The sequence below is a fragment of the Variovorax sp. PBL-E5 genome, from assembly GCF_901827185.1.
GTDB lineage: Bacteria > Pseudomonadota > Gammaproteobacteria > Burkholderiales > Burkholderiaceae_C > Variovorax.
In genome coordinates, this window is record NZ_LR594673.1 from 170,464 (window position 1) to 197,347 (window position 26,884).

The 26,884-nt window shown below is 67.9% G+C and carries 25 protein-coding genes; 10 read left to right on the forward strand and 15 right to left on the reverse strand.

Annotation, left to right across the window (positions count from 1 at the left end; translation table 11 throughout):
* Window positions 1-5: 5 nt before the first annotated feature.
* Genes WDLP6_RS32700 through WDLP6_RS32710 form a run of 3 tightly spaced genes read right to left on the reverse strand, consistent with a single transcriptional unit; the run spans window position 6 to window position 2,861 of the window.
* The gene (locus WDLP6_RS32700) at window positions 6-587 is read right to left on the reverse strand and encodes a cysteine hydrolase family protein (RefSeq protein ID WP_162571801.1); all 582 of its coding nucleotides are present in this window, start codon (window positions 585-587) and stop codon (window positions 6-8) included.
* A 40-nt stretch (window positions 588-627) separates the two neighbouring features.
* Entirely contained in the window at window positions 628-1,401 is a 774-nt protein-coding gene (locus tag WDLP6_RS32705) for an SDR family NAD(P)-dependent oxidoreductase (protein ID WP_232077666.1), read from the reverse strand.
* A complete protein-coding gene (locus tag WDLP6_RS32710) occupies window positions 1,398-2,861 on the reverse strand; it encodes an FAD-dependent oxidoreductase (protein WP_162595799.1) in 1,464 nt (487 codons plus the stop codon). The genes WDLP6_RS32705 and WDLP6_RS32710 overlap by 4 nt, the downstream gene beginning before the upstream one ends.
* A 147-nt stretch (window positions 2,862-3,008) precedes the next feature.
* Here WDLP6_RS32710 and WDLP6_RS32715 point away from each other — a divergent pair, with 147 nt between their 5' ends.
* Window positions 3,009-3,977, forward strand: a complete 969-nt coding sequence (locus WDLP6_RS32715; RefSeq protein WP_162595437.1) for a tripartite tricarboxylate transporter substrate binding protein — start codon at window positions 3,009-3,011, stop codon at window positions 3,975-3,977.
* On the forward strand, window positions 3,974-5,488 hold the full coding sequence (tcuA, locus tag WDLP6_RS32720) for an FAD-dependent tricarballylate dehydrogenase TcuA (protein WP_162595438.1): 1,515 nt from the start codon (window positions 3,974-3,976) through the stop codon (window positions 5,486-5,488). The genes WDLP6_RS32715 and tcuA overlap by 4 nt, the downstream gene beginning before the upstream one ends.
* Here tcuA and WDLP6_RS32725 read toward each other — a convergent pair.
* Genes WDLP6_RS32725 through WDLP6_RS32735 form a run of 3 tightly spaced genes read right to left on the reverse strand, consistent with a single transcriptional unit; the run spans window position 5,479 to window position 8,824 of the window.
* Window positions 5,479-6,840, reverse strand: coding sequence for an MmgE/PrpD family protein (locus tag WDLP6_RS32725; protein WP_162595439.1), 1,362 nt, complete (start codon window positions 6,838-6,840; stop codon window positions 5,479-5,481). The two genes, tcuA and WDLP6_RS32725, sit on opposite strands and share 10 nt — an antisense overlap.
* Window positions 6,837-7,808, reverse strand: a complete 972-nt coding sequence (locus WDLP6_RS32730) for a Bug family tripartite tricarboxylate transporter substrate binding protein (RefSeq protein WP_162595440.1) — start codon at window positions 7,806-7,808, stop codon at window positions 6,837-6,839. The genes WDLP6_RS32725 and WDLP6_RS32730 overlap by 4 nt, the downstream gene beginning before the upstream one ends.
* A gap of 14 nt (window positions 7,809-7,822) precedes the next feature.
* Entirely contained in the window at window positions 7,823-8,824 is a 1,002-nt protein-coding gene (locus WDLP6_RS32735; RefSeq protein ID WP_162571806.1) for a Bug family tripartite tricarboxylate transporter substrate binding protein, read from the reverse strand.
* A 117-nt stretch (window positions 8,825-8,941) separates the two neighbouring features.
* Between WDLP6_RS32735 and WDLP6_RS32740 the strand changes: the two genes are divergently transcribed.
* Complete coding sequence (locus tag WDLP6_RS32740; protein ID WP_162595441.1) at window positions 8,942-9,886, forward strand: aspartate/glutamate racemase family protein; 945 nt, start codon at window positions 8,942-8,944, stop codon at window positions 9,884-9,886.
* 24 nt (window positions 9,887-9,910) lie between these two features.
* Here the strand turns inward: WDLP6_RS32740 and argH are convergent, their stop codons facing one another.
* Genes argH through speB form a run of 5 tightly spaced genes read right to left on the reverse strand, consistent with a single transcriptional unit; the run spans window position 9,911 to window position 15,092 of the window.
* Window positions 9,911-11,419, reverse strand: coding sequence for an argininosuccinate lyase (gene argH, locus WDLP6_RS32745; protein ID WP_162595442.1), 1,509 nt, complete (start codon window positions 11,417-11,419; stop codon window positions 9,911-9,913).
* Window positions 11,420-11,441: 22 nt separating this feature from the next.
* Complete coding sequence (locus WDLP6_RS32750; protein ID WP_162595443.1) at window positions 11,442-12,362, reverse strand: transporter substrate-binding domain-containing protein; 921 nt, start codon at window positions 12,360-12,362, stop codon at window positions 11,442-11,444.
* Between the two features lie 7 nt (window positions 12,363-12,369).
* On the reverse strand, window positions 12,370-13,182 hold the full coding sequence (locus WDLP6_RS32755) for an amino acid ABC transporter ATP-binding protein (protein WP_162595444.1): 813 nt from the start codon (window positions 13,180-13,182) through the stop codon (window positions 12,370-12,372).
* Window positions 13,179-14,081 (reverse strand): amino acid ABC transporter permease, encoded by a 903-nt coding sequence (locus tag WDLP6_RS32760; protein WP_162595445.1) that lies wholly within the window; start codon window positions 14,079-14,081, stop codon window positions 13,179-13,181. The genes WDLP6_RS32755 and WDLP6_RS32760 overlap by 4 nt, the downstream gene beginning before the upstream one ends.
* A gap of 30 nt (window positions 14,082-14,111) precedes the next feature.
* Complete coding sequence (gene speB / locus WDLP6_RS32765; protein ID WP_162595447.1) at window positions 14,112-15,092, reverse strand: agmatinase; 981 nt, start codon at window positions 15,090-15,092, stop codon at window positions 14,112-14,114.
* 111 nt (window positions 15,093-15,203) lie between these two features.
* Between speB and WDLP6_RS32770 the strand changes: the two genes are divergently transcribed.
* On the forward strand, window positions 15,204-16,124 hold the full coding sequence (locus WDLP6_RS32770; RefSeq protein WP_162595449.1) for a LysR family transcriptional regulator: 921 nt from the start codon (window positions 15,204-15,206) through the stop codon (window positions 16,122-16,124).
* A gap of 12 nt (window positions 16,125-16,136) precedes the next feature.
* Here the strand turns inward: WDLP6_RS32770 and WDLP6_RS32775 are convergent, their stop codons facing one another.
* On the reverse strand, window positions 16,137-17,291 hold the full coding sequence (locus WDLP6_RS32775) for an NAD(P)/FAD-dependent oxidoreductase (RefSeq protein ID WP_162595450.1): 1,155 nt from the start codon (window positions 17,289-17,291) through the stop codon (window positions 16,137-16,139).
* Window positions 17,292-17,361: 70 nt separating this feature from the next.
* Window positions 17,362-19,920 (reverse strand): beta-propeller fold lactonase family protein, encoded by a 2,559-nt coding sequence (locus WDLP6_RS32780; protein ID WP_162595452.1) that lies wholly within the window; start codon window positions 19,918-19,920, stop codon window positions 17,362-17,364.
* Window positions 19,921-20,468: 548 nt separating this feature from the next.
* On the opposite strand from WDLP6_RS32780, the gene WDLP6_RS32785 reads away from it, so the two are divergent.
* From WDLP6_RS32785 to WDLP6_RS32805, 5 genes are all read left to right on the forward strand, one after another.
* Complete coding sequence (locus WDLP6_RS32785) at window positions 20,469-20,993, forward strand: YgjV family protein (RefSeq protein WP_162595454.1); 525 nt, start codon at window positions 20,469-20,471, stop codon at window positions 20,991-20,993.
* 116 nt (window positions 20,994-21,109) lie between these two features.
* Window positions 21,110-21,259: a hypothetical protein gene (locus WDLP6_RS32790; RefSeq protein WP_162595456.1), complete on the forward strand. Its 150-nt coding sequence runs from the start codon at window positions 21,110-21,112 to the stop codon at window positions 21,257-21,259.
* 43 nt (window positions 21,260-21,302) lie between these two features.
* A complete protein-coding gene (locus tag WDLP6_RS32795; protein WP_162595458.1) occupies window positions 21,303-22,163 on the forward strand; it encodes a class I SAM-dependent methyltransferase in 861 nt (286 codons plus the stop codon).
* 104 nt (window positions 22,164-22,267) lie between these two features.
* On the forward strand, window positions 22,268-23,032 hold the full coding sequence (locus WDLP6_RS32800; RefSeq protein ID WP_162595460.1) for a hypothetical protein: 765 nt from the start codon (window positions 22,268-22,270) through the stop codon (window positions 23,030-23,032).
* Window positions 23,033-23,119: 87 nt separating this feature from the next.
* Complete coding sequence (locus WDLP6_RS32805) at window positions 23,120-24,184, forward strand: TAXI family TRAP transporter solute-binding subunit (protein WP_162595462.1); 1,065 nt, start codon at window positions 23,120-23,122, stop codon at window positions 24,182-24,184.
* Window positions 24,185-24,211: 27 nt separating this feature from the next.
* Here the strand turns inward: WDLP6_RS32805 and WDLP6_RS32810 are convergent, their stop codons facing one another.
* Window positions 24,212-25,282 carry a lipocalin family protein gene (locus tag WDLP6_RS32810; RefSeq protein WP_162595464.1) on the reverse strand — a complete coding sequence of 357 codons (1,071 nt, stop codon included), beginning with the start codon at window positions 25,280-25,282 and terminating at the stop codon, window positions 24,212-24,214.
* 245 nt (window positions 25,283-25,527) lie between these two features.
* Between WDLP6_RS32810 and WDLP6_RS32815 the strand changes: the two genes are divergently transcribed.
* The gene (locus WDLP6_RS32815; protein WP_162595465.1) at window positions 25,528-26,064 is read left to right on the forward strand and encodes a cysteine hydrolase family protein; all 537 of its coding nucleotides are present in this window, start codon (window positions 25,528-25,530) and stop codon (window positions 26,062-26,064) included.
* 30 nt (window positions 26,065-26,094) lie between these two features.
* Here WDLP6_RS32815 and WDLP6_RS32820 read toward each other — a convergent pair whose 3' ends face one another.
* Window positions 26,095-26,826, reverse strand: coding sequence for an MBL fold metallo-hydrolase (locus tag WDLP6_RS32820; protein WP_162595467.1), 732 nt, complete (start codon window positions 26,824-26,826; stop codon window positions 26,095-26,097).
* Window positions 26,827-26,884: the final 58 nt, after the last annotated feature.

Consider the following 26,884-nt stretch of genomic DNA (forward strand, 5'->3'; position numbering starts at 1 on the left):
AAGATTCAGGACTTGAAGTCCACGGTGCCGGAATTCACGACGCGGCAGAAGCGCGCGATGCTGCCCATCGAGTTGCGGTGCTCCTCCTCGGAGTGCGCGCAGCAGCCGTCCTCGATCACGACGACATCGAAGTCGCGGTCGTGGGCGTCGCGCACCGTGGCCTGCACCACCGCCTGCGTCGACACGCCGGAGCAGTAGATGCGCTCGATGCCGGCCGCGCGCAGCTGTGCCATCAACGTGGTCGAGTAGAAAGGGCTCACGCGATGCTTGACCACCTGCACGTCGCCCGGCTGCTCCGCCAGGTCCGGATGGATCTCGGTGCCCCAGGTGCCGAGCTTGTAGATGCCGGCCTTGGCCGCTGCACCGAACACCGGCGAACTCTTCGGGCACTCGTGGTAGTCGGCGGAGAAGCCGACGCGCACGAAGCCGACCGCGATACCGGCATCGCGCGCCTTCCTGAGCGCGGCGGCGGTGTTCGCCACCACCTGGCGCGCACGCACCTGCTCGCCCATGGGCGATTTCCCGTTCGGACCGTCCGCGTGGACGAGGTCGTTTTGCATGTCGAGCACGAGGTAGATTGATTTCATGAGAACTGATTTGCCGTTGGAAGAAAAAGAGAGACTGCGCTCAATCGCAGAACATGCCGCCGTTGACGTCGAGCACCTCGCCGGTGATGAAGCCCGCATCGCGCGCGCCGAGAAACAGCGCGGCGCGAACGATGTCCCGCGCCGTGCCCATGCGGCCGACCGGGATCAGCGATCGGAGCTGCGCCGGAAAATCGGTGGTCATCGGCGTCGCGATCGGCCCCGGCGCGATCGCATTGACCGTGATGCCGTGCGCCGCGAGTTCCTTGGCGAGAAAGCCGGTCATCACGTGCACGCCGGCCTTCGAGACGCCATAGGCCACGTTGCCCGCGCGCTGCTGTTCGGCCACGTCGATCCAGGGGCGCGCGTTGCCGGCGTTCTTGCCGACCACCGAACCGATGTTGAGGATGCGGCCGAACTTCAGCCGCTTCATGCCGGGGATCACCGCCTGGCAGGCGAGGAAGCTGCCTTTCAGGTTGATGTCGATGACGCGGTCCCACTCGGCCTCGGCCAGGGTTTCCGCATCGCCGAAGGAGACCACGCCGGCGACGTTGACCAGCAGGTCGACCGGCGCCAGCCGCTGCGCGATGCGCTGCACCAGGCCGTCGATGGCCTGCCGGTCCGTGACGTCGAGCCGCACGGCCTGCACGGCGAGCGATGCGGCATCGGCCTCTTGCCACGACCCCGCGGCCGCACCGTCGGCCGTGACCACCGTGGCGCCCTCGGCGCGCAACGCGGCCGCCACGGCGCTGCCGATGACGCCATTGCCGCCGGTGATCAGCGCGACGCGGCCGACGAAATCCTGCGCGCCGCTCATCGGGCCCCCGCGCGACGACCGGCCGACAGCGTGCCCGCGATGCGGCCGAAGACCAGACCCTTGAGCACCGAGGTCGCGCCGGTGTAGTTGCCGTAGTAGAGCCCCGCGGTTTCGCCTGCCGCATAGAGCCCGGGAATCGCATCGCCGTCGCCATTGACCACGCGGGCCGATTCATCGACCTTCAATCCGCCGAAGGTAAACACATTGGCCGAGATGATCGGATAGGCATGGAAGGGCGCCTCGTCCAGCGCCACGGCCCAGTTGGACTTGGGCGGCGACAGACCGCGCGTGGCGAGGCCGTCGAGTTCGAGCGGACGCGACGTGCCGGGCACGCAGGCCTGGTTGTAGCGCTCGATGGTGGCCGCCAGCCGCTCGGCCGGCACGCCGATCTTCGCGGCCAGCGCATCCAGGCTGTCGGCCACCACCGGCGGCTGGTCGGTGCGGATGCCGAGCCGGTAATTCGGAATGCGCTGGTGCTTCGCATCGAGCACCACCCAGGCCGTGCCTTCGCGCTGTTCGTAAATGCGGCGCGTCACGCGCTCGTAGTGCGCGTCGACCGTGCCTGGCGCTTCGTCGGTGAAGCGTTCGCCATCCAGGTTGACGAGCACGCCATAGGGAAAGATGAAGATCGACGGCTCGGCGACGCCGGAGCGCGGATCCACCGGCTCCGCGTGGTAGCTGCCGAAATCGCCGCAGGCCGCAGCGCCGATGTCCAGCGCCATGCGGATGCCTTCGCCGCGGTTGTAGTAGCCGCCCTTGCAGACCGGCCGCAGATGGACCGAGCGCGGTCCGATGTAGCGGGTCATCATCTCGGCATTGCCTTCGAAGCCGCCGCAGGCCAGCACCACCTCGCCGCGCAGCACGAAGCGCGCGTTGCCGCGGCCCGTGACCTTCAGGCCGGTGACGCTGCCGTCGTCGGCCTGCACCAGCGCCGAGGCCGTGGTCTCGTAGAAGAAGTCGACACCCAGCGATTCGGCGCGCGCCGCCAGCGCCTCGACCAGCGCCCGGCCGCCGCCCACCGGCAAGAGCCGCGGCTGCGCCTTGGTGAGGAACTGGGTCGGCAGGAAGTCGAAGCGCACGCCCATCTGTTCGAGCCACGCGATCGTGTCGCCGGCGCTGCCGGCCAGCCGTTCGATGACGTTGGGGTCGGCGATGCTGAGCGCGCGCACGAGGGCAGGGCGGTGCGCGACCTCGGTCGCGGCTTCGGCGACGAGCTCGGGGTCGACGCTGCCCGAGCCGTTTTCCGCCAGGTGCGTCTCGAAGTCGTCGCTGACCTCGGTGTGGCTCTTCATGCGCAGGTAGGCCTCGGTGTAGCGGCTCTGGCCGCCGCGCTCCTCGCGCGTCGCGCGCTCGATCACCGCGACCCGCGCACCAGCCTGCGCCGCCGCCACTGCCGCCGAAAGACCTGCCGCACCGCAGCCGGCCACCACCACATCGAATTCCTTGTCGTTCACGCGCATCGTCTCCATCAGGTCCGACGATCATTTCCCAACTTTGGCGATCCCGGCGTCGAAGAAACTGAATTGATATTTTGGCTTCGGCGAATGGGCGCGCGGCGCATGGCATCCAGAATCGTCGAGCTTCATATCGACCCCGAGGAGACACCCATGATTTCGATCCGCCGGCACATGCTGGCCGCGGGCCTGCTGGCGCTGATCGCCGGCGCGGCCGGCGCGCAAGCCGCCGACTACCCGTCCAAACCCGTGCGCATCGTCGTGCCCTTCGCGGCAGCGGGCAGCACCGATCTGCTGGCACGCGTGCTGGCGCGTGCGCTGTCCACCGAGCTCGGCCAGAACTTCCTGATCGACAACCGGCCCGGCGCCAGCGGCAACATCGGCGCCGACATCGTCGCCAAGGCCGCGCCCGACGGCTACACGCTGCTCTACACCTCGACCAACCTCACGGCCAATCCCGCGCTGATGCCGGTGCCCTACGACGTGGTGCGCGATTTCACGCCGATCAGCCGCGTCGCCTTCCTGCCGCTGGCGCTGTTCAAGTCGCCGACGGTGCACACCCAATCGGTGGCCGAACTGGTGACGCTGATCAAGGCCCATCCCGGTACCTTCAACTTCTCGTCGAGCGGCAAGGGCGGCGCGCCGCACCTGGCGGGCGAGCTGTTCCGCATGAGCTCCAAGCTCGACATGGTGCACGTGCCATACAACGGCGCCGGCCCGGCGCTCAACGACGTGGCGGCCGGCACAGTGCAGCTGACCTTCACCACCTACACCTCGGCCCAGGCATTGATGGCCGCGAAGAAGGTGGATGTGGTGGCGGTCGCCAACCGCACCCGGCTGGCCGTGATGCCCGACGTGCCGACCTTCGAGGAGGCCGGGATCAAGGGCATGGAGATCGGCACCATGAACGGCCTGCTCGCGCCGGCCCACACGCCGCCGGCCGTGGTGGCGAAGATCTATGCGGCACTGACCAAGGCCGGGCAGAGCCCCGAGTTCCGCAAGCAGTTCATCGACCAGGGCGGCGAAGTGATGCTGGAGAACCCCGCGCAATTCACCACCTACATCCGCGACGACCTCGAGCGCTGGAAGACGCTGATTCCGAAGATCGGCGGGCTGCAATGAGCGCCGCGGAGAACGACGAAGCCGTCGACGTCATCGTCGTCGGCGCCGGCAATGCCGCGCTGTGCGCCGCGATCTCGGCAGCCGAGAACGGCGCCCGCGTGCGCGTGCTCGAGCGCGCACCGGCGGACAGGCGCGGCGGCAACTCTGCCTTCTCGGGCGGCGCCTTCCGCGTCGCCTACGACGGCGCCGCCGACATTCACGCGCTGGTGCCCGACCTCTCGGCCAGCGATCTGGCGAACACCGATTTCGGCAGCTACGCGCGCGAGCGCTTCCTCGACGAGCTGATGGAGATGAGCAGCTTTCGCGCCGACCTGCCGCTCGTCGAGCGGATGGTCGAGCGCAGTTTGGAGACGCTGCAGTGGATGCGCTCGCACGGCGTGCGCTTCCTGCCGAGCTATGGCCGTCAGACCTACAAGGTCGACGGCCGGCAGATCTTCTGGGGTGGCCTGACCATCGAGGCCGCGGGCGGCGGCTTCGGACTGGTCGAATCGCTGTTCGCACGCGCCGAGCGCCTGGGCGTGCGCATCGACTACGAGCACCGCATCGAGGATCTGCGGGTGGAGGACGGCGTCGTCACCGGCGTGCTCGCCATGCACCGCGGCCTGCCGCGGCCGCTGCGCGCCGGCGCGGTGGTGCTGGGTGCGGGCGGCTTCCATGCCAACGCGGCGTGGCGCGCGAGCTATCTCGGCAACGGCTGGGACTTGGCGAAAGTGCGCGGCTCGCGCTACAACACCGGCGACGCCATCCGCATCGCGATGGCCCACGGCGCGCGTGCGCATGGCCACTGGTCGGGTTGCCACGGCGTGTTCTACGACGCCAATGCGCCGCAGTTCGGCGACATCGCGCTGCTCGACCAGCAGAAGAACTACTTCACGCTCGGCATCGTGGTCAACACGCGCGGCGAGCGCTTCATCGACGAGGGCGAGGACTTCCGCAACTACACCTACTCGCGCATGGGCGCCGAGCTGCTGCGCCAGCCGGGCGGCCGCGGCTGGCAGATCTTCGATGCACAGACCGTGGGCATGCTGCCGCAGGAATACCGCGTGAAGCATGCGAGCCGCATCCACGGCGACACCCTCGAGGCACTGGTGGCCAGGCTCGAAGGCGTGGACCGCGCACGCCTTTTGCGCACCATCGCCGACTACAACGCGGCGATCGACGACAGCAAGGCTTTCAATCCCGCGATCAAGGACGGCCGCTGCACGCGCGGCCTGGCGATCGACAAGAGCAACTGGTCGGTGGCGCTGTCGCAAGGGCCCTTCGTGGCCTACGAGGTGACGACCGGCATCACCTGCACCTACGCCGGCCTCGCGATCGACACCGAGGCGCAGGTGCAGTCGGTCGAAGGCGAGGCGATGCCCGGGCTGTATGCCGCCGGCGAACTGGTGGGCGGCCTGTACTACACGAAGTACCCGGGCGGCGCGGGACTGACCTCGGGCTCGGTGTTCGGCCGCATCGCGGGCCGGGCCGCGGCACTGCACGCGCGCAGCGCTCGTGTCGCTCAGGTGTAGACGAAATCGACGCCAGCCTCGGCGTCGAGCGCGAGCAGGCGTTGCCAGAGCACGGGTGCCGCTGCCGCGCGCCCCGCTTCGGCAAGGCAGCCGTCGAACTTGCGGCGCGCCTGTTCGGGCGATGCGCCGAAGGAATGCGCTGGTGGACTCTGCAGCACGCGGTCGTCGACGCGCATGCGGATCTCGGCCGGCGGATGGCCCGGGTTGTCGGGCAGGTTCTCGACGATCTCGACGCGGTCGGCGAGCGCGTGGATGTCCTGGGCTGCAAGCGCGCGATCGTTCAGCGTCGCCAGGTCGACCGTGCCGCGCGAGAGCGTGAAGGCGACCATCCACGGAATGCTGTACTTGGCGTCCTGCAGCGTGGCCGGCCGTCGCCGGTCGTCGATCGGCCGGCACAGCTTGGCCGCCGATGCGTTGACGCCGACCTCGATGCGGCTCGCCCTGTCGAGCGCCAGGCCCGCGTCCGCCATCCGTTCGCGCAAAGCCAGCGCCGCGGCCACGTAGGGATGCGAGAGTCGGCAGCTAGGCCAGGGCTTGATCTCGACCTGCTCGAAATGCCATGCATCGGGATCGAGCAGCAACGCACGCTGCGCCGCGGTCGGCGCGCTGCCGAGATAGATCCGGAACAGACCGGCCGCGCCGTCGAGAGACAACTCCGGTCCGTCGATGCCGGCCGCGCAGATCAGACCGGCCTGCACGCCGCCCATCGCGGCGAACGCGGGATAGATCGCCCGCGCGGTAGAGCCGGTGCCGAAACCCGCCTGCTTGCCGCCCGCCGCCTGCATGTAGGCGAGGCCGAGCGACGCGACGATGGCGTCCTCGCCGTCGCCGCGCACGATGCCGGCTGCGAGCGCCGCACCGAGATAGCCGAAGAGCTGCGTCAGGAACCAGTCGGAGCCCGGTCCCTCGCCCGAGGGCGACACCATGACGCCGAGCCGGCACATCAGCTCGTCGCCGAGCGCGACCGCTTCGACCACGCGCTGGCCCGATGCATCGCACCACGAGGCGGTCGCGAGCGAGGCGGCCAGCGTGACCGTGGTCGGATGCAGGCGCGCGCGATCGTGGATGTCGTCGAAGTCGAGGATGTGCATCAGCGCCGCATTGGCGAACGCGGCCTGCGCGGGCGGCATGCGGCGCGCAGTACCGAGCACGCGGCAGGCGCCGCCGTCGACGCCGGCCGCCATCGCCTCCAGCACTTGCGCGGCCAGCGGCGTGCGGTGCGCGGCCAGGGCCATGCCGACCGCGTCGGCGATGTGCAGCCGCGCCTTGGCGAGGACGGAGGCCGGCAAGCCTTCGCGTTGCCGCCGCAGCAGCAGCCGCACCAGCTCACGGCCGAGGGACGGCGTGCTCAATCGACGTGGATCCCGGCCGACTGCACGACCTTGCGCCACTTGGCGACCTCGCCCTTGTAGAAGCTTTCGAAGGCCTCGGGCGTGCCGGTGCTCGGCTCGGCACCCAGTTCGAGCAGCCGCGCGCTGACCACCGGATCCTTCACCGCCTCGACCACCTCGTGGTTGAGGCGGGCGATGATGTCCTTGGGCGTGCCGGCCGGCGCGAACAGGCCGAACCATGCGGTGGCATCGAAGCCGGGCACGCCGCTTTCGTCGAGCGTCGGAATGTCGGGTGCGACGCGCGAGCGCTTCTTCGTGCTGACCGCCAGCGCCCTGAGCTTGCCCGACTTCACCAGCGGCAGCGTGGTGATGATGTTGTCGAAGGTCAGCGATACCTGGTTGCCGAGCACGTCGTTCATCGCCGGCGCCGCGCCCTTGTACGGCACGTGCGTCAGCTTGATGCCCGCGGTGCTGGCCAAGAGCTCGGTGAACAGGTGCGAGCCCGAGCCATTGCCGGCCGTGGCGTAGTTGATGCTGCCGGGCCTGGCGCGCGCGGCATCGAGCAGCGCCTTCGTCGTGGGGTAGGGCGCATTCGGATTCGTGACCAGCAGGAAGGCCGTCGACGAGATCATCGAGATCGCCGTCAGGTCCTTCACCGGGTCGTAGCTCATCTTCGGATAGAGGCTCGGATTGACCGACAGCGAGATGGTGCCGAGCAGCAGCGTGTAGCCGTCCGGCGCGGCCTTGGCGACGACATCGGCGCCGATGTTGCCGGCGCTGCCCGGGCGGTTCTCGACCACCACGGCCTGGCCCATGCGCTCGCCGATCTTCTGGGCGACGATGCGGGCCGCGACGTCGGAGGCGCCGCCGGCCGGGTAGCCGACCACCAGGCGGATCGGACGCGTGGGATAGGCCTGCGACCAGGCAGTGGCCGAGGCCATCGTCAGGGCGGCGAGAAGGAATGCACGGCGGGGAGAGAAGAAGGTCATGGCTTGTCGTTCGATCAGTCGGCGGTGGTGATGCCTTTTTCCTTCACCAATTTGCCCCAGCGCTCGTACTCCTGGCCGACGAATGTCTGGAAGGCGGCCGGCGAGGCCATGGACGAGGGCACGACGGCAACCTTCAGCAGTTGCTGCCGCACATTGGGCTGGGCCACGGCCTTCTCGAGCGCGGCATTGAGCTTGTCGATGACGGCCTTCGGCGTCTTCGCCGGCGCGAACACGCCGACCCAGTTGCTGACGTCGAAGCCCGGCAGCACTTCCTGTGCCGTCGGCACGTCCGGCAGGAACTCGACGCGCTTGCTGCTGGTGACCGCGAGCGGCTTCAGCCGGCCGCCCTGGAACAGCGGATAGAGCGGTGGCACGTCCATCACGATGCCGTCGACGTGGCCGGCCACCGCGTCCGCCGCGGCCGGCCCGGCGCCCTTGTAGGGCACGTGCACGATGTTGCCGTTGGCGGCCTTGATCAGCAGCTCGATGGTCAGGTGCGGCAGGCCGCCGGTGCCCGACGACGCGAGGTTGACCTGGCGCGTGCGCGCCAGCGCCAGCAGGCCCTTGAGGTCGCTGACGCCGACCTGCGGCCCGACGGCGATCGCCTCGGGCGTCAGGCCCACGGTGTTGATGGCGATGAGGTCGGTGAGCGTGTTGAAGGGCACCTTCGCCAGCGTGTGCGGCGTGATCACCAGCGGACTGGCGCTGGCCGCGAGCAGCACGTAGCCGTCGGGCGTCGCCTTGGCAACGTAGTCGGCACCGATCACGCCGCTCACGCCGGCCTTGTTCTCGACCACCACCGCCGTGCCGAGCGCCTCGCCGAGCGCCGGCGCGATGATGCGCGCGACGATGTCGTTCGAGCCGCCCGGCGGATAGCCGACGATGAGCCGGATCGGCCGGTTGGCCGGATAGTCCTGCGCCGCACTGAGGCCGGCTGCGAGCAGCGAACAGCCGGCCAGCGCCGCGAACGCCAGCCGGCGGGTGAGAAGATGGACCGCGCGCGAGGACCTGGGCATGAACTTTGTCTCCGAAGAATGTCGTGGCACGCGACAGCGCGCCTTGCAGCATCCGGCAGTCTAAAGAGCGCATCGCGGCACCGGACGCTCCGGCGGCGAAGGCACTTTTCGTATTTCATGAATCTGCGCGCCCTCGCACGCGGCCTACGATCGCAGGCGCTGCTTCGCTTCGCCGCGCCACCGGAGGACATCCTGAAAATCTGGCATCAAAGCTTCACCGACCTCGACGCCTTTCCGCTCTACCGCGAAACCCTTCAGGCGCATGGGCGCGCCGTGATGGGCGAGGACGCGACGGTCGTCATGCATGGCCTGCGCCCCGGCACCTACCCGCCCGGCATCGCGCCGATGGAAGTCAACAGCCGCGCCGGGCTTCGCCTGTTCAACGACCCGCAGGTGTGCGAGGCCGCGCTGGCGGCCGAGCAGGCGGGCTACGACGCCTTCGCGCTCGGCTGCTTCTTCGACCCGGCGCTGCATGCGGCGCGTTCGCTGGTGGACATCCCGGTCGTCAGCCTCACCGAGAGCTGCATGCTCACGGCCTGTTCGCTGGGCCGCAAGTTCGCCGTCATTTCGCTGACCGCTTTCCAGAAGATGCTGACCGAGGATCTGGCGCAGGCCTACGGCCTCACGAGCCGCCTGGCCGGCGTGGTCGCCATGGAGCCCGCGGTGCGCCTGTTCGATCTGGAGGAGGGCGGTGCGGCCACCGAGACCATCCGGCAGAGCTTCGCTGCTTCATGCCGCGAAGCGCTTCGGCTGGGCGCCGAAGTCATCATCCCCGGCGACGGCGTGCTCAACGAATTCCTGGTGCGGCACCGCATGCTGGAAGTGCAGGGCGCGGTGGTGCTGGATTCGCTCGGCGTGCTGTTCCAGCATGCGGCCTTCCTGGCGCGCGCCCGCGCGAGCCGCTGCCTGGACACGAGCCGCGCGCTGCTCTATGCGAAGCCGACCGAGGCCATGCTGGCGCACCATCGGCAAGTGCTGGGGGTACTCGACCGCAAGGAGGGCGATTTCTCGGGCGGGCCGGTCGCGCCGGCGGCACAGCCGCCCGCTTCGTCCGCCCGCTGAAAGAAAAGCGCTGGCCGCGGCGTCTCAGGCCGCCACGGCAAAGGATCGCACGGTCTGTTCCAGCATCTGCCGCGCATCCTCGGCCTGGCCGGCCATCGCGTCCACGCGCCCTTGATCGGCTTCGAGGCTCTTGGCGAGCTGCACCAGTTCGCTCGCCACCGCGCTCGGCGCCGGGCCGCCGTAGAGCACGCGGCGCTTGACGAAGGTCGCCGGGTTCATCGCGGCAGCGAACGCGGCGGCCGAAAGGCCGGGCGCCGCATGGCCGAGCGTCTTCGCGGCCGCGTCGAGCTGGCGGCTGGTCGCCTTGGCGGGCGCGATGCCGGCCTCCTTGGCCTGGCGCACGAACACGGCGACGATCTGGTGCGCGGTGCGCCAAGGGATGTGGGTGTCGCGCACCAGCGCGCCGGCCAGGTCCGTCACCTGCGCCCAGTTGGCGCCGGCGAGTTCGAGCATGCGGTCGTCGTGCACCTTGAGGTCGCGCAGGAGCGGCCCCAGTGTCTCCAGCCGCACGGCAAGGTCGCGCCCCAGTTCCCAGAGGATGGCCTGGCTGCTGCGGCGCTCCATGATCGGAAAGCCCGTCGGTCCGCGCTCGGCCACCATGACTGTGGTCACCGCACCCATCGCGCGTGCCGAGATCGATTTCATGTCTTCGAGGCCATCGGGATTTTTCTTCTGCGGCATGATGCTGCTGGTGCCGCAGTAGCGGTCGGGCAGCTCGACCATCGCGAACTCGGTGGTCGACCACAGGAACAGGTCCTCGGCCATCCGCGCCAGCCCCTGCGCCAGCGTCGCGAGCACGCCCACGTACTCCATCAGGATGTCCTGGCTCAGGATCGCATCCATCGTGTGCGGCAGCGGCTGGTCGAAGCCCAGCAGCTGGCTGACGCGATGGCGGTCGATCGGGAAGTCGCTGCCGGTGAGGATCGCCGCGCCCGCCGGCGAGCTGTTGAGCCGCAGGTGGAAGGACATCAGCCGCGCCGTGTCGCGCGCGAACACCGCCTCGAACATCGTGAGCCAGTGCGCGAAGGTGGTCGGCTGCGCATGCTGGCCGTGGGTGTAGCCGGGCATCACGGTGTCGCGATGGCGCCCGGCGAGTTCGATCAACGCCTGCCGCACCTCGCACAGCGCGGCCATCAGCCGGTGCACGTGGTTGCGGACAGTGAGGCGCCGCGCGACCTCGGCCAGGTCGCCCGAGCTGCGGCCGATGTGCAGGTAGCCGCCGACGTCGTCGCCGAGCGTGCCGATCAGGTAGTGCTCGCCCGAGTGCATCCCGCCGTCGACGCGGTTGCGGGCTTCTGCCACGCCTTCTTCTTCCATCGCCAGCAGGCCGCCGAGCAGCGCGGCACCGATGTCGCGCGGGATGATGCCAGTCTCGGTGAGCATCACGGCATGCGCCTTGTCGAAGGCGTGGATTGCATGCACCGATTCGCCCAGCAGGCTCGAACGGTGGAAGTCGAGGTGCGCGAGCGGCTCCTCGGTCAGGCGGGTGCCGGCGGAACGAAAGCCGCGGTAGCCGGTGTCGGGTTGCTTCATCGGGTGGGTCCTCGCGCCGCACTCAGGGCTGGCGCGCCTGGGTGTTGATGGTCACCTGGTCGACCTTGGCGTAGCCGAGATTCCAGGCACTGAAGATCTTCGCGTAGCTGCCGTCCTTGATCATCGAAGCCAGCGCCTCGGCGACCACGTCGCGCAGTGCCGCGTTCGACTTGGCGAAGGCCAGACCCGCGAGATCGACGGTGGCCGGCTTGCCGATCAAAACGAACTTGCCCTTGTCCGGCGACTTCGGATCCTCGTTGAGGAAGCGCACCGAATCCACGCTCGCCGCGGCGGCCACGGCACGGCCCTGCATCAGGTTCATGCGCGCATCGGCCGTCTTGTCGGTGAGCGAGAACTGCATCTCGGGCCGGCCCTTGCCGACGCACACGCTCTGGTTCACTTCCTTCAGGCGGATGAAGAAGATGCCGTTGCGGTTGACGGCCACGGTCTTGCCGCAGACGTCCTCGACCGTCTTCAATTCCTTCGCGCGGTCGGCAAACGCGAACAGCTGCGTGCCGGTCGCGAAGTAGTCGACGAAGTCGGTCTTGTCGCGGCGCGCCGCGATGTCGGCGATGACCGAGGCGCCGATGTCGATGCGGCCGGTGTCGATCGAATTGATGATCTGGTCCAGCGACTGCGATTGCCATTCGACCTTCAGGCCGAGGCGCTTGCCGATCTCTTCGACGAGGTCGATGTCCAGGCCCATGAGCTTTTGCGTTTCCGGGTCCTTGAACTCGAGCGGGATGTAGGTCGGGCTGGTGCCGACCACGATCTTGCCGGCTTGGCGGAACTTCTCCGGCACGCGCGAGGCCAGCGTGGCGAGCGCGCCGGCGCTGTTCGCGGCCGCTGGCGCCGGATCGCCAGCGTAGACAGCGATGGCCGTCGACAGCCCGAGTGCGAGGGCCAGCAGCTGGCGGCATGGGAGCGCGATGATTTTCTTCATGATGACCTCAGTGGGAAAGGGATGCGGTGGGGATGACAGGTGACGTCGCGGCCGCAGGCCGATGCAGCCGCTGCAGGAACTCGCGGGTGCGGCTTTGCCGTGGATTGCCGAACAGCTGTTCCGGCGGCCCGCACTCGACGACGCAGCCGTCTTCCATGAAGGCCACGCGGTCGCAGACCTCGCGCGCGAAGGCCAGTTCGTGGGTGACCAGGATCATGGTGCGCCCCTCGGCGGCCAGGTCCTTCATCACGGCCAGCACTTCGCCGACCAGTTCGGAGTCGAGCGCCGAGGTGGGTTCGTCGAGCAGCAGCATCGTGGGTTCCATCGCGATCGCGCGTGCAATGGCCACGCGCTGCTGCTGGCCGCCGGAAAGCTGCGACGGGTAGCGGTCGCAGAAGCTCGCGAGGCCGACGCGATCGAGCAGCCGGCGCGCCTGCGCCTCGGCTTTCGAGCGCTCGGTGCCCTTGACGATCACCGGGCCGCTGGCCACGTTCTCGAGCACGGTCATGTGCGGGAACAGGTTGAACTTCTGGAACACCATGCCGACCTGGCTGCGCTGCGCGGCGATCTTGCGGTCGCCGTGCTGGTACAGCTTGCCGTCGCGCAATGCATAGCCCACCACTTCGCCGTTGACGAAGAGCTCGCCGCGGTCGATGGTCTCGAGCTGGTTGAAGCAGCGCAGGAAGGTGCTCTTGCCGCTGCCCGAGGGACCGACGATGCCGAACACCTCGCCGGCCTGCATTTCGAGGGAGATGCCGCGCAGCACCTGGACATCGCCGAAGGATTTCCAGACGTCGCGCGCCACGGCGATCGGGTTCATGCGGTCACCTCCACGATGGCGGGTGCGGCGGTGCCGGCGCGTGCCGGGTTGACGCGGTTCAGCGAGCGCGCCAGGCGCTGCTCCAGCTTGCGCTGCAGATAGCTCAGCACAGTGACCGTCACCAGGTAGTAGATCGCGCAGATGCACAGCAGCTCGATCACGCGGTTGTTGACGTAGTAGATGAGCGAGGCCGAGTGGATCACTTCCTGGTAGTCGATCGCGGCCGCCAGCGAGGTGGTCTTGAGCATGCTGATCACTTCGTTGCCGAGGGTCGGCATGATGACCCGCAGCGTCTGCGGCAGCACGATCTTGCGCATCGCCTGCGTGCGGCGCATGCCCAGCGCCTGCGCGGCTTCGTACTGGCCGGCGTCGATCGACAGGATGCCGGCGCGGATCACCTCCGCGGTGTAGGCGCCCTGGCAGACGCCGAGCCCGAGCAAGGCCGCGAGAAAGGGCGTCATCAGCGTCACGGTGCCGATCTGCCAGACGCCGGGCAGACCGATGGTCTGGAACACCAGCGCCAGGTTGAACCACAGCAAAAGCTGCAGGTAGATCGGCGTGCCGCGGAAGAACCAGATGTAGCCCGAGGCGACGAAGCGCGACACCGGGCTGGACGACAGCCGCATCAGCGCGACCAGCAGCCCGAGGACGATGCCCAGCGCCATCGCGCAGACCGTGAGGATCAGCGTGTTGAGCACGCCGTGCAGGATGGCCGGCGCCGTGAGGAAGCGCCGCACGTAGTCCCATTCGATCTTGCTGGTCGCGAACGCGTGCACGAGGAACACCAGCACCGCCGCCGACAGCACGCCGGAAATCCAGCGGCCGGGATGCCGCAGGGGCACGCGCGGAATGCCGGCCAGGGAGGGCAGGGCTTGCGCGGCGCGAGGATCTTTGTCCATGGATTTTGTCTCCTTGTCTGCGGTGGGTCGTCAGGTCCGCTTGATCTTGCGCTGGTGCATCACGCGGCCGATGGTGTTGAGCAGCAGCTGCGCCGCCAGGATCGCCGTCGAGCCCGAGTGGTCGTAGTCGGGCGCGACCTCGACCAGGTCGATGCCGACCACCTCGCCCTGTTGCGCCAGGCCGGCGAAGATCTCCAGCCCTTCGTAATAGGTCAGGCCGCCGTGGCTCGGCGTGCCGGTGCCGGGCGCGATCGAGGGATCGAAGCCGTCGATGTCGATGGTGAGGTAGTAGCGCACGCCCTTCGGAATGCGGTCGAGCACGCCCTGCACGCCGAGCCGGCGCAGCTGGCGCACCGAGATGATGTCGGAGCCCATGCGCCGCGCCTCCTCGTAGCCCTCGCGCGCGGTCGACGAGACGTTGCGGATGCCGATCTGCGTCATGCCCGAGACCACCGCCTTTTCGGCCGCGCGCCGCAGCGGATTGCCGTGCCCGTGGCGAACGCCGTGGCGCTCGTCGACGAAGTCCAGGTGTGCGTCGATGTGGACCACGTGGAAGGGCGCCTGCCCCTCGAAGGCCGCGATGCAGGGAATGTTGATGGAGTGATCGCCGCCCATCACCACCGGCAGCGCGCCCGCGGCCAGCATCTTGCGCACGCCGTACTCGATGTTCGCGTGGCACTTCTCGGTGTCGGTGTGGACCATGTCGGCATCGCCGATGTCGACCATGCGCACTTCGTCGGCGGGCATGTAGACCACGTCGTCCTCGAAGTCGTAGGCCCCGCCGTGGCCGAAGGCGAACAGCGTCGAGGCCTCGCGGATGGAACGCGGGCCGAAGCGCGCACCGGCACGCCACTGGGTGCCGCAGTCGAAGGGCGCGCCCATCACGGCGACGTCGGCGTCGATGGCGTCCCAGTCCAGGCACAGCGGCGATTTGCCGAAGGTGCAGATGCCCACGAAGGGCAGGTCCAGGCGGCCCTGGTCATAGCGGTTCTTGTCGGGGACGTGGCTCACGGGCTTCCTTCGGGACGTTGAATGGCCGAATTCTGGGCACAAGCTTTCTCCGGTAAAATCCCAAGTTCGAGATCTTCATTTCCGGAAATCCGGAAGTATTCGAAACGCCCCATGCAAGTCCAGGACGCCGACCTCAAGCTGCTGCGCGTGTTCGACACCGTCGTGCGCTGCGGCGGCTACGCGGCCGCCCAGTCGGCCCTGAATCTCGGCGGATCGCGCATCAGCGAGTACATGTCGCAGCTCGAGACGCGCATGGGCGTGCGGCTGTGCGAGCGCGGCCGCGCCGGCTTCCGGCTGACCGAGGACGGCGCCCATCTGCACGAGGCCGCGCAACGGCTGCTGGGCGCGGTCGACACCTTCTCGCTCGAATCGGGTGCGCTCAGCAAGCAACTGCGCGGCGCCTTGCGCTTCGGCGTGATCGAGGCCACGCTGACGGACGACCAGTCGCCGCTGTTGCCTGCGATCCGCAGCTTCGTGCGCGTGGCGCCCGACGTCCATCTGCAGATCGTGATGGACACGCCCGCGGGCATGGAGCAGCGCGTGCTCGACGGCAGCCTGCATCTCGCGCTCGGACCCTTTCCCGATCGCGTCGCAGGCCTCGACTACAGGACCCTCTACCGCGAGGAGCAGTTGCTGTACTGCGCCTCGCCGCACCCGGTCTACTCCTGCCCGCCGGGCCCGCGCCAGCTCGAGGAGATCAGCCGCTCCAAGCTGGCGGCGCGCACCTATCTCGGCGGCCAGGAGCTGACGCTGCTGCAGATCGCCGAAGCGGCTGCCTCGGTCGACAACGTCGAGGGCCGCGCATTGCTGATCCTGTCAGGCAACTACCTTGGCTTCCTGCCGGCGCACTATGCGCATCCGTGGGAACAGAGCGGCCTGCTCAAGCGCATCAATCCGCATCGCCTTCGCACGCATCTCGAGTTCAAGGCCATCCGGCGCCACAGTCCGCAACCGGCTCGCGCAGTCCAGGGCTTTCTGGACCACCTGGTGTCCGCGAGTCAGCAGCGCAAGCGGCCCGCTGGCAAGCTCTGAAAAAAAGCAGCCTCAATGGGGCCGCAGCATCCGCGCGACCTCTTCGGCAAGCGCGAGCGAGGCGGTGATGCCCGGGCTCTCGATGCCGAAGAGCTGGACCAGCCCCGGCAGGCCATGCCGCTCGGGACCGCTGATCTCGAAGTCGTTGGCATCGAGCCCCGCACCGCCGCGCGCAAGCTTGGGACGCATGCCCGAGTAGGCCGGCTGCAGTGCACCGTCGGGCAGGGCAGGCCAGTAGCTCCGGATGGCTTCGTAGAAGACATCGGCGCGCCGCGGATCGACGCGGTAGTCGGGCGCGTCATGGATCGCTGCGGCCGGATCGACGGATTCGGTGTCGGGACCGAAGCGTGCCTGGCCGCCCATGTCGAGCGTCAGATGGACGCCGAGGCCGCCGCCCGAGGGCACCGGATAGATCAGATGGCGAAAGGGCGGCCGTCGCCCGGCGACGGTGAAGTAATTGCCCTTGAGCCAGAGCGCGGGCGGCACGTGGCGCGCGTCCAGTTCCTCGATGCCGGCCGCCACGTGCTGCGCCTGCAGTCCGGCGGCATTGACGAGATGCGTGCAAGCCAGTTCGAACTCGCCGTCGGCGCCGCGTGTGCGCACCCGCCAGCCATCGCCATCGCGGTTGGCGCCGACGAAGGCGGTGCCGGTCGACAGCACCGCGCCGTCGCGCTCCGCATCTCCCAGACAGGCGAGCATGAGCGCATGCGTGTCGATGATGCCGGTGGCTGGCGACCACAGCGCGGCGAGGCAGCGCAGTTCGGGCTCGAGCGCGTGCGCTGCGTCGGCGGCCAGCCATTGCAGCGCTTCGTCGGGCGCGGTGAGTCCGTTGGCGACGGCGCGCTCGGCGATCACTCCGAGCGCATCGACGTGCGCCGGCTCGGTCGCCACGATCAGCTTGCCGACGCGGCGATGCTCGACGCCGTGCGTGCGGCAGTAGTCGTAGAGCATGCGCCGGCCCGCGACGCAGCTGCGTGCCTTGAGCGTGCCCGGCGCGTAGTACATGCCCGCATGGATCACCTCGCTGTTGCGCGACGAGGTGCCAGTGCCGATGGCATCGGCGCGCTCCAGGATCAGCAGCTCGCCGGCCTGCGGCGCGAGCTGGCGTGCAATCGCGAGGCCGACGATGCCGGCTCCGACGACGATGGTATGGATGCGCTCGGCCACGGACTCCTTCGATAGGGCGAAGCCTTCTTCGCGATCGGTATTGGATCAGAAGCCATGCGGCGCTTGCGCATCAGGGCGAGGGCTTCACCACGGCCAGGTTGTAGGGCCGTGCGCCGACGTTGAACGGGCTTCCGGCGAAACTGGTGAGTGCGCCCGTCAGCGGATCGACGTGGGCCAGCGCAACGGTGATGTTGATGAAGCTCCCCACATAGGCCAGGCCACCCGTCGAATCGAAGGTGGTGTAGAAGACGCCCGAGCCGTCCAGGTACGAATCGGCCGGCACATTGGTGAGCGCGCCCGTGTCGGCATCAATGCTGAAGACCACCACCGGGCCGTTGTGGCCGTTGGCGTTGCCGGTGCTGGCATACACGAATGTACCGGCCGGGTTGACCGTGATCGCCTGCCATCCCGCAGCGGTGTACGACCCGGTGAACGGGCTGCCGGTCAGGGGCGTGAGCGCGCCGGTGCTGGGGTTGATGCTGAAGCCCGAGATGCTGCCTTCGAAGTTCGCCACATAGGCGAAGGTGCCGGCCGGATTGACTGCGACGGAGTAGGGACTGCCGGCGGTGGCGAACGGACTGCCTGTGATTTCGGTGAGCGCGCCGGTGGACTGATTGATGCTGTAGCCCGAAACGTTGCCGCCGTTCTGGTTCGCGACATAGGCGAAGGTGCCTGCGGAATTGATGGCGATGCGGATCGGAATGACGCCTGCGGCGAACGGGCTGCCCGTGATCTCGGTGAGCGCGCCGGTGGTCTGGTCGATGCGGTAGGCCGAGACGTTGGCACCCTGCCTGTTCGCCACGTAAGCGAAGGTTCCCGCTGGATTGACCGTGATGGAACCCGGCTGCGCGCCGCCCGCGAACGGACTTCCCGTCAACGCAGTGAGGGTGCCGGTGGACTGATTGACGCTGTAAGCCGAGATGTTGTTGGTGGCCTGATTCGTCGCATAGAGGAAAGTGCCGCCTGGCGTGGTCGCGCTCGCGACCCAGCGGTCGTCGGTGCCGGCGGCGAACGGGCTTCCGGGAATGGTCGTGTGCACGCCAGTGGCCGTATCGACGCGATAGCCCAGGACCCTGTTGTTGCCATAGTCCGGCACATAGACGAAGACCGGCTGCGGCGTGAGGGCGCACGCGACGCTGACGTTGGTGACATTGACCGCCACATTGGCGCCCGCGCCGTTGGTCACCGTGCAGGTCTGCCCGACAGGCTGCGTGTTCACGGTGACGTTGTAGGTGCTGGACCAGGCGACCGGTGTGGAGAAGGTAAAGCTCCCGTTGGCGTTGACGACGAGCGTATCGGCGCCGTTGTTCTGCAGCGCAAGCGTGCCGGTCAGGCCGCTGACCGTCCCGCCGATGGTGTAGGTGTTGGTCGAGCAGGTGACATTGACGTTGGTGACGTTGGCCGCCAGATTGGACTGCGTGCCGTTCGTGACCGTGCAGGTCTGGCCCGCGGGCTGCGTGTTGACAGTGACGTTGCTGCTGCCGTGCCAGGCCACCGGCGTGGCGAAGGTGAAGGCACCATTGGCGCTGACGGTCTTCGTGTCAGCGCCGTTGTTCTGCAGCATGAGCGTGCCGGTCAGCCCGGCGACCGTGCCGCCGACCGTGTAGGTGATGGCGGAACAGGTGACGCCGATGTTCGAGACGCTGGCCGTGATGCCGGCGCCCGTGCCGTTGGACACCGTGCAGATCTTGCCCGCAGGCTGCGTGCCCACGGTGACGCTGTAGTTGCCGGCGACCGGCGTCGGGAAGGTGAAGTTGCCGTTGGCGTTGGTGGTGAAGGCATGGCCGCCGTTGAGCAGCAGCGTGACCGAATCGCCCGGCGAGAGTCCCGACACCGTGCCGCCGATGTTGTAGGCCGTGGTCGAGGTCACGGCAGAGCCGCCGCCTGCCGTCGTCGGCAACGTGACCAGCACCAGCGGGCCGATCGATCCCGGCGCCTGAAGCTGCACGCTGGTCGGGGTCGCCGTGAACAGGTAGGCATCGAAGAAGGCGTCCAGGCCCTGGCCGTCCGCGGCGAAGGTCGAGGTGGTCGGATCGAAGCCATTCGTGCTGACACCATAGGTGGACTGCAGCACCTGCAGCAGCGGCGCGATCAGCAGCGAGGTCCTGGCCTGCTGGTATTGCGCGGCGCTGACCTTCGACAGCAGCGCGAGCACGTGGGCGTTGTCGGCCGGCGCCGAAGTGTCGAGCACGAGGCCTGCGGCCGCATAGGCGAGCATGGTGGTCAGCGGGTCGACGTTGACCACGCCATCGATGACCGGCGTGCCCTGCGGCGGAATGGCCACGGCTTCCAGCGGCGCGCCGGCGGGCGTGGTGTAGCCCGCCAGAAAGACCGCGGCGGACCCGGCCGCACAGGCTGTGGTGTCCATGGAATAGCTGCCGTCGCTGGCCGTGGTGGTCGACGCGCAGACCTTGCCGGTCGCGTCCTGCACCTGGACCGTTTGTCCGGCCACGGGATGGCCATAGGCTGCGGTGCCGCTGATCTTGTAGGTCGGCGCGGGTGTGCTCGGTGCCGCGGGCGCGATCAGCGGGAACGACGCGCCGCCGCCTCCTCCTCCTCCTCCGCAGGCGGCCAGCGTCAGCGTCAACAAGGTACCGGCCGCGAGGCCCAGGAGTTTGCGTGGGTGCATGAGGAAGAGGAAAGAGACTGGGGAATGAGGTGCCGCTCGGCCGTTCCTCCCTGCGGGTAGCATCGACCACATTGCGCAGCCGGAGCATGCGCTCCATTTTCAAATGTCAAAAAAGCTGCACGCGGCCAGCGTGAATTTGTTGGGAGTTCGCAGGACTTCAAGCAGAAGCAGTCGATGGCAATGAATAACTAAGTAGTCATGCTGCGTGGCTCCGACGCGACGCGCGCCGGATCGGGCGGTGGAATGGCCGCCGAGCTCGCGGGCTTCGCCAGAGCGAGTTGCGCAAATGGGGCGATCTGATCCAGCAGGCGGGCATCGAGTTGAAGTGATGCCCGGGGTTCGTTTCATTGAAAATACAATCTATCTTATGTTAATAATTTTTGCCAGTCGCACGCTGCGTGCCGAAAACCTGAGAAGCCACCGCCCCTGAAAATCACGCGCGACTGGGCATCAGTTCCATCAAGTCATCGGGTTAACCCTTAGTCAAGGCCGTACAATAGCCCCTCGCGCACCTTCTGCGCGCTTCGGTTATTTCCGGCTCAGGCCCCATGGACGCGTCTCACCTCATTGATGCCACCGGCATCGTTGCTCTTTCCCTGAATGTTCGAGGACTTGTCGGCGCCAGCGACAAGTCACTGCGGCGCTCCACCGGCATTGCTTCCGCGATCTGGGCAGTCAATAATTTTCTGCTGGGCGCCCACACCGCCGCAGCGCTGAGCATGGTCTCCGTCGGACGGCAAGCGTCGGCCGAAGCCGTGCAGGACCGAACGTCGCGCACGCGCCTGCTGGCATTCGCGGCCGTGATCGCCATCACGCTCACCGCGAGCATCCTCACTTGGAATGGATGGGCCACCCTCTGTACCGGGGCGGGCTCCCTGGTCGGGACATGGGCCATGTTCTACCTGCGCGGCATGCACCTGCGGCTGGCGATGGTGCTGGTTGCGTCGCTCTGGATGTACAACGCCTGGGCCTACAACTCCTGGTGGCAGATGATCGCCAATCTCGCCTCGGGCGGCGCGGCGTCGTATGGCGCCTGGCGCGCACGCCAGATGTCGATTCAGGCTCCGGCCTGAAACGCGCGGCGAGACAAGCGCGGCAGTCCGGTACAACGGCATCCAGCCATCTGTCCGACCGGCGGGGACGCCGGGCGGTCGTGCTTCCTGCCGCCATGAGCGTCTTCTGAGGCCCGATGCCGATCGTCCTGACCGAGGTCTTTCCGGTGGAATTGCACTCGACGGGCAGCAACCTTGCGCCGATCTGCTATGTCGAATTCAGCGTGCTGCTGATGCCAGGGATGCGCAGGATGCGCAGCGTCGATTGGGTCCCGCTCACGGCGTGAAAGCGAGTCGGCCGCGAGCACGAAACAGGCAGAATGGAAAGCGATGAGCGACAAGCAGGATGCAGCACCGGACAGCACCGCAGCGCGGGTCGCCCTGTGGCGCGCGCTGCATGTGGAGGCCGATCCGCCGCCGCATGTGCTGGCCGATGACATCGGCCTCCAGTTGCTCGCGCCCGACCCGGACTGGCGCCGCCGCGGCGACATGGATCTGCAGTTCACGCGGCCCTTTCGCGCCTCCATCGTGGCGCGTGCGCGCTTCATCGAGGACCTGGTCGTCGAACAGGCCGGCCGCGGGCTGGCGCAGTATGTGATCCTCGGTGCCGGTCTCGACAGCTTCGCCCAGCGCAGGCCTGAGATCGCGTCGCATCTCAGGGTGTTCGAGATCGACCCGCCGGGCCCGCAGGCCTGGAAGCGCCGGCGCCTGGTGGAGCTCGGCTTCGGCATCCCGGACTGGCTGCGCTTCGTGCCGGTCGACTTCGAAGCCGGAGAGGCCTGGCGGAACAGGCTGGTGGCGGCCGGCTTCGATGAGCGCAAGCCGGCCATCGTGGTCTCCACGGGTGTCAGCATGTACCTCAGCAAGGAGGCGAATGCGGCGGCGTTGCGCGAGGTCGCGGCCCTCGCGCCGGGATCGACGCTCGCCATGACCTTCCTGCTCCCGCTGGAACTGGCGGACCCCGAGGTGCGTCCCGGGCTCGAGATGGCAGAGAAAGGCGCGCGCGCCAGCGGAACCCCCTTCCTCAGCTTCTTCACCCCGCCCCAGATCATGACGCTGGCCCGCGAAGCCGGCTTTGCCGAATCGCGTCATGTCTCGGCGGCCGACCTGACCCGGCGCTACTTCATGGGCAGGACCGATGGTCTGCGCCCGCCGAACCATGCGGAGGAGCTGCTGGTGGCAACGACATAGCCTTCGCGGCCGGCGCAACGGCTGCAGCGGCCGATGTGAAAACGCACTTGGTACGGCACAAAAGTAGGTCCAAAATCTACACATCACTGGACCCCGTTGCGAGCATGGAACGTTTGCGAGCCATTGCGACCCCGGACGAGCCGGACCCATCGTTCTCAGTACCCTGCAGGCGATGCGCTAGGCTGCTGCAGGAGGGGAACCGGTTTTGCCTGTTCTGTTTCGCGGACCAGTTGGCTCCGGTCGCTGTCGACAATGCACGACCGGCGATCGAGCCGCGAGACGGCATCCCGGCCAGCGATGAAGCGCCCGCTCCCGAGGGCTTCGACTTCATGGACACCGTGCAGCCTGGCGCGCAGGAAGGTGCAAGCGCCGCAGCAGCAGGGTCGGATTTCGAAACGGACCTTGTCGGATTCGATCCGTCCCGGGCAAGCCCGCCGCAGGCAGGCGGCGCAAAGACGCATTGGACGGCGCGTTTCGCGACCTCCCGACATCTGGCGATCGGCGCCGTGCCGGTGCTGGTCCTGATCGGGCTTGCTTTTCCGGAACTCGGCCGGATCGATGCCGATGATCGGAAACCGGCTGCCAGGCCGCAAGCGCCCGAGCTCGCCGCCGAGCGCGTGCAGGCACCATCCATCCCGCGTGTTCAGCCTCAGCAGCCGCTGCCTGTGCCTCAGCCGCAACCTCTGCCTGCGCACGACGCGCGGGAGACCTTCAGCGCACTGGGACTGGACGAGACCGCTGCACGCCCATCGCCGCCACCGGCAGCGCCACCACCCGTCGTTTCGGCACCTGCCGTCGCGGCGACGGTGACCGACGGCAAGGCATGCAGCGACGCGCTCGCGGCGCTGGCCCTGTGCACGCAGAAATAGAGGTGCGAACAGAGAGAAACAGCAAGCCCGAGCTGCAAGAATGAGCCAGCATCACTGGCGGTATCACCAACCCTGGATGGAGCCAGCATGCCAATCAGATCCCTGCTGACAGGACTCTTGTGGACGGCCTGCCTCGCGTGCGCGGCAGCAGCGCCCCGGGCGGAATACAAGATCGTCACCGCGACGAAAACGGGCACCTACATCCAGATCGGCCAGGACCTGGCCAAGTGGGTCGCCGAGCCCGCCGACATCGGGCTGGAAGCGCTCGATTCGAAGGGCTCGGCGGAGAACGTCCAGCGCCTGCGCTACGAGCCCGGCGTCAAGCTGGCGCTGGTGCAGTCCGACGTCTACCAGGCCTTCCTGGACGAGGCGAAGGCCGGCAACGCCGATGCCGGCGACATCATCCGTCCTCTGCGCCTCATCATGCCGCTCTACGACGAAGAGATCTACTTCATCGTCCGCGCCGACTCGCCGCTCAACAGCATCCACGACATCAAGAACAAGAAGATCGCCGTCGGACCGCTGGGCAGCGGCACGGCCCTCACCTCCAGGACGCTCTACCAGCTGATGTTCGGCGAGCCGCTGCCGCCCGCCAACACGCAGTACCTCAGCAACGAGGAGTCGCTGGCCCGGCTCACGGTCGACAAGTCGATCGACGTCGCCATCATCGTCGCCGGCCAGCCGGCCAAGCTGTTCACGGACATGAAGGCCGAGGCACGCAACTACATCAAGATCCTGAAGCTCGACGAGGCGGCGCCCGAGACGGCGCGCGCGAAGAAAGCCTACTTTCCCGCGGTGATCCGTTCCGCCAGTTATTCGACCTGGCTCAAGGACGACGTGCCCACCCTGACCGTGAAGGCCTACCTCGTCACCTACGACTACGGGCTGCAGTCGACAGTCGGAAACCTGATGCGCTTCGCCGACTCCCTGTGCGCGAACTTCGACAAGCTGCAGGCCAACGGCCATCCCAAATGGAAGCAGGTGCGACTCGAGCTCCCTCCCCTGAACCAGGGATGGCGCTACTACCCGCCGATGGAAAAGCGCCTGCGCGCCTGCATCGCCCAGCGGGCGCCCTTCGGCGCCCCGACCGCCGCGCAATCATCGAGGACTTGCACGGAGCAGGAGCTGGTGCTGGGGATCTGCAAGCGGTGAATCTTCAATGCCTGCAGGACGAGCCCCTCACCTGCGATTCGACTGCGCCGCGTTCAGCCGGTCGTAACCGCTCAGCTCCAGGAATCCCTGGCCGTCGATGCTGCCCGTCACCTTGACCGGCCCTTCCCAATAGACATTGGCGGTGGTCCGGCCCGCATCGAATTCGCTGTCGGCAACGAAGGGCTTGATGTTCAGCACGCCCGACGGAAGCCGCACGCGCCATTCGACGACATAGGGGATCCGGGTATGCGGGCTGGTCCATGTCGTGACCGGCGTCAGTTCGACGTCTTCCGGCTTCAGCGGCACGGAGCCCTTCGCATTCGAGACCGTGCCGGCCGTCATGACCTTGTGCCCCTGCGCATCGAAGAGCTGGTAGAGCATCACGTCGGAACCGTCCGCCAGATGCAGCGCGAACCAGTTCCAGCCGAGGCTCAGCACATCGAAGTCCCCCCACTGGTGATCGAACCACACGTCGCCGCTGACCTGGGCCGGCTTGCCGCCGACCGTGATCTCGCCTTTCGCCGCCATGCGGGGGCGCGAATAGTAGTAGCTGATGCCGCTCTGGCCGAAGTCGAGCAGTCCTGGCGTGGCCGAGTTCGCAGCGCGATGCAGGATCGGCGCATGTGAATCGGTCAGGTCGAGCGCGATGGAGACGCCTTCGAAGGCGGCGCGAAGCTTCTGCGAAGGGCCGGATCCGGCGACCTGCCAATCGTCCTGCCGGAAGTCGAATCCGTTGGCGACATGCTGTGCCGGAAGACCGCCGGTGCGGCCCTGGTCGGCATAGCGCTGGCCGGTCTGAAGATCGGTCAAGGCCACGTGCATGACCGTCTGCTTGACCAGTCCGTTGGCGACGAAGACGGCGACGTGGAATGCGTAGCGCTGGCCCGTCGCCGCATCGAGGATGCCGTTGTAGTACCACCATTCCATGCCGGAACCGTGCGGCGCATCGTCGGCCGGCAGGTTCACGGGCGCGAGTGCCGCGGTGCGTTCGGCCGGCTTGCGCACCGGGTCGAGCGATGCGGCCGATGCGAGGGCCGGCCGGTCCGGCGCGGACATCCCCGCGTACAGCAATCCCGCGACGACGGCCACGATGGCCACGGCGAGCAGCGCGGCGAGGTAGGACCGCGTCCTCTTGCGCCGCGCCGAGCGCGACCGCGACCTGCGAGGCGAGTGCGGGGAGCGCGACGCGCTCCGGCTGGACCGGCTGCGGCTTCTTCTGGGTTGATCGTCGGCATTCATCTGCGGTGCATGGGAGAGAGGCAAGAACAAGGCCGGCATTCACAACGTCGGCCGATTCCGGGATGATGCCGCATTGTTCTTTTCCAACCCCGCGGAGCCAGAGCTTGACCACCGCCCTCCTCGTCATCGATGTCCAGCAGGGCCTGTGCGAAGGCGAACACGAGGCCTTCGAATCGCAGGCCGTCATCGGACGAATCAACCAGGTCGCGGCCAAGGCCCGGGCGGCGGGTGCGCCGGTCGTCTTCATCCAGCACGAGTCGTCCTTCGAGCTCCAGCACGGCACGCCGGCCTGGCAATTGGCGACGGGCCTGGATGTGCAAGCGTCCGATCTGCGCATCCGCAAGACCACGCCGGATGCCTTCCATCGCACCGAGCTCGAAGCCACGCTGAAGGCGCATGGCGTCACCGAGCTCGTGGTCTGCGGCATGCATACCGAGTTCTGCGTCGACACGACGGTCCGGCGGGCGCTGGCGCTGGGCTTTCCCGTCGTCCTGGTGGAGGACGCGCATACGAGCGAGGGCAACGCGCATCTGTCCGCGCCGCAGGTGATCCGCCATCACAACCTGACGCTCTCGAACATCCGCACCTTCGGGCCGCGCGTTCGTGTCGTCCCGGCCGAAGCGCTGCAGGTCGCGGCCTGAACGACGACAGGACCGCCCCTCGCGAGCCGCTCAATGCGCGATCGAGAGCGCCTGCGAAAGCTGGCGCAGCAGCGACGCGCCGTCGCCTTGCCAGGCACTGCCGTGCATGCACGCGAGCGTGTGCGGCTCGTGCGTCGCGAGCCCGGCCAGCAGCGCGGCCGTCTGCGGCGAATGCGCGTAGTAGTCCATCTGGTGGCGGAACGCCTCGCTGGGGCCGAGGATGTCGGCATCGGTCAGCGCCTTCTGGCTGTCGCCCGGCTGCGTGAAAAGGTCGCCGCAGAAGAAGGTGCGCGTCTGCGTGTCCATCATCAGCCCGCATTCCCAGCCGTGCGGCAGATGGGGCGTGTCGAACCAGCGCATCGTGTGACGGCCGAGTGCCAGTTCCTCGCCGTCGGCCAGCGCGCGCGGCGGCCGGTCGGCCAGGTCGCCCATCGAGGTCATCGCGGCGATGCCGCCGCACAGCGGCACGGCCTGCGGCGCCGCCGCCAGCAACAGGTTCATCGCGCCGCATTCGTCGGCTTCGACATGCGACAGCCCGATGTAGCGCAGGCGTTCGATCGGCATCAGGCTCGCGATGGCTTCGCTCACCATCGGAAAAAGCTGGCGCGGCCCGGTGTGGAACAGCAGCGGCTGATCGTCGACCACCAGGTACTGGTTGAAGCTGAACCACTGGCCGCCGGGCAGCGGCACCGGCGTGTTGATGCGGAAGATGCCCGCCGCGATTTCCTGGACGTTGGTGCCGGATTGCGGATTGGTGATCATGTGCGTCTCCTGTGTCCTGTCGAATAACCGAAGATGGGTCGCCGGAGGTCCGACCTTA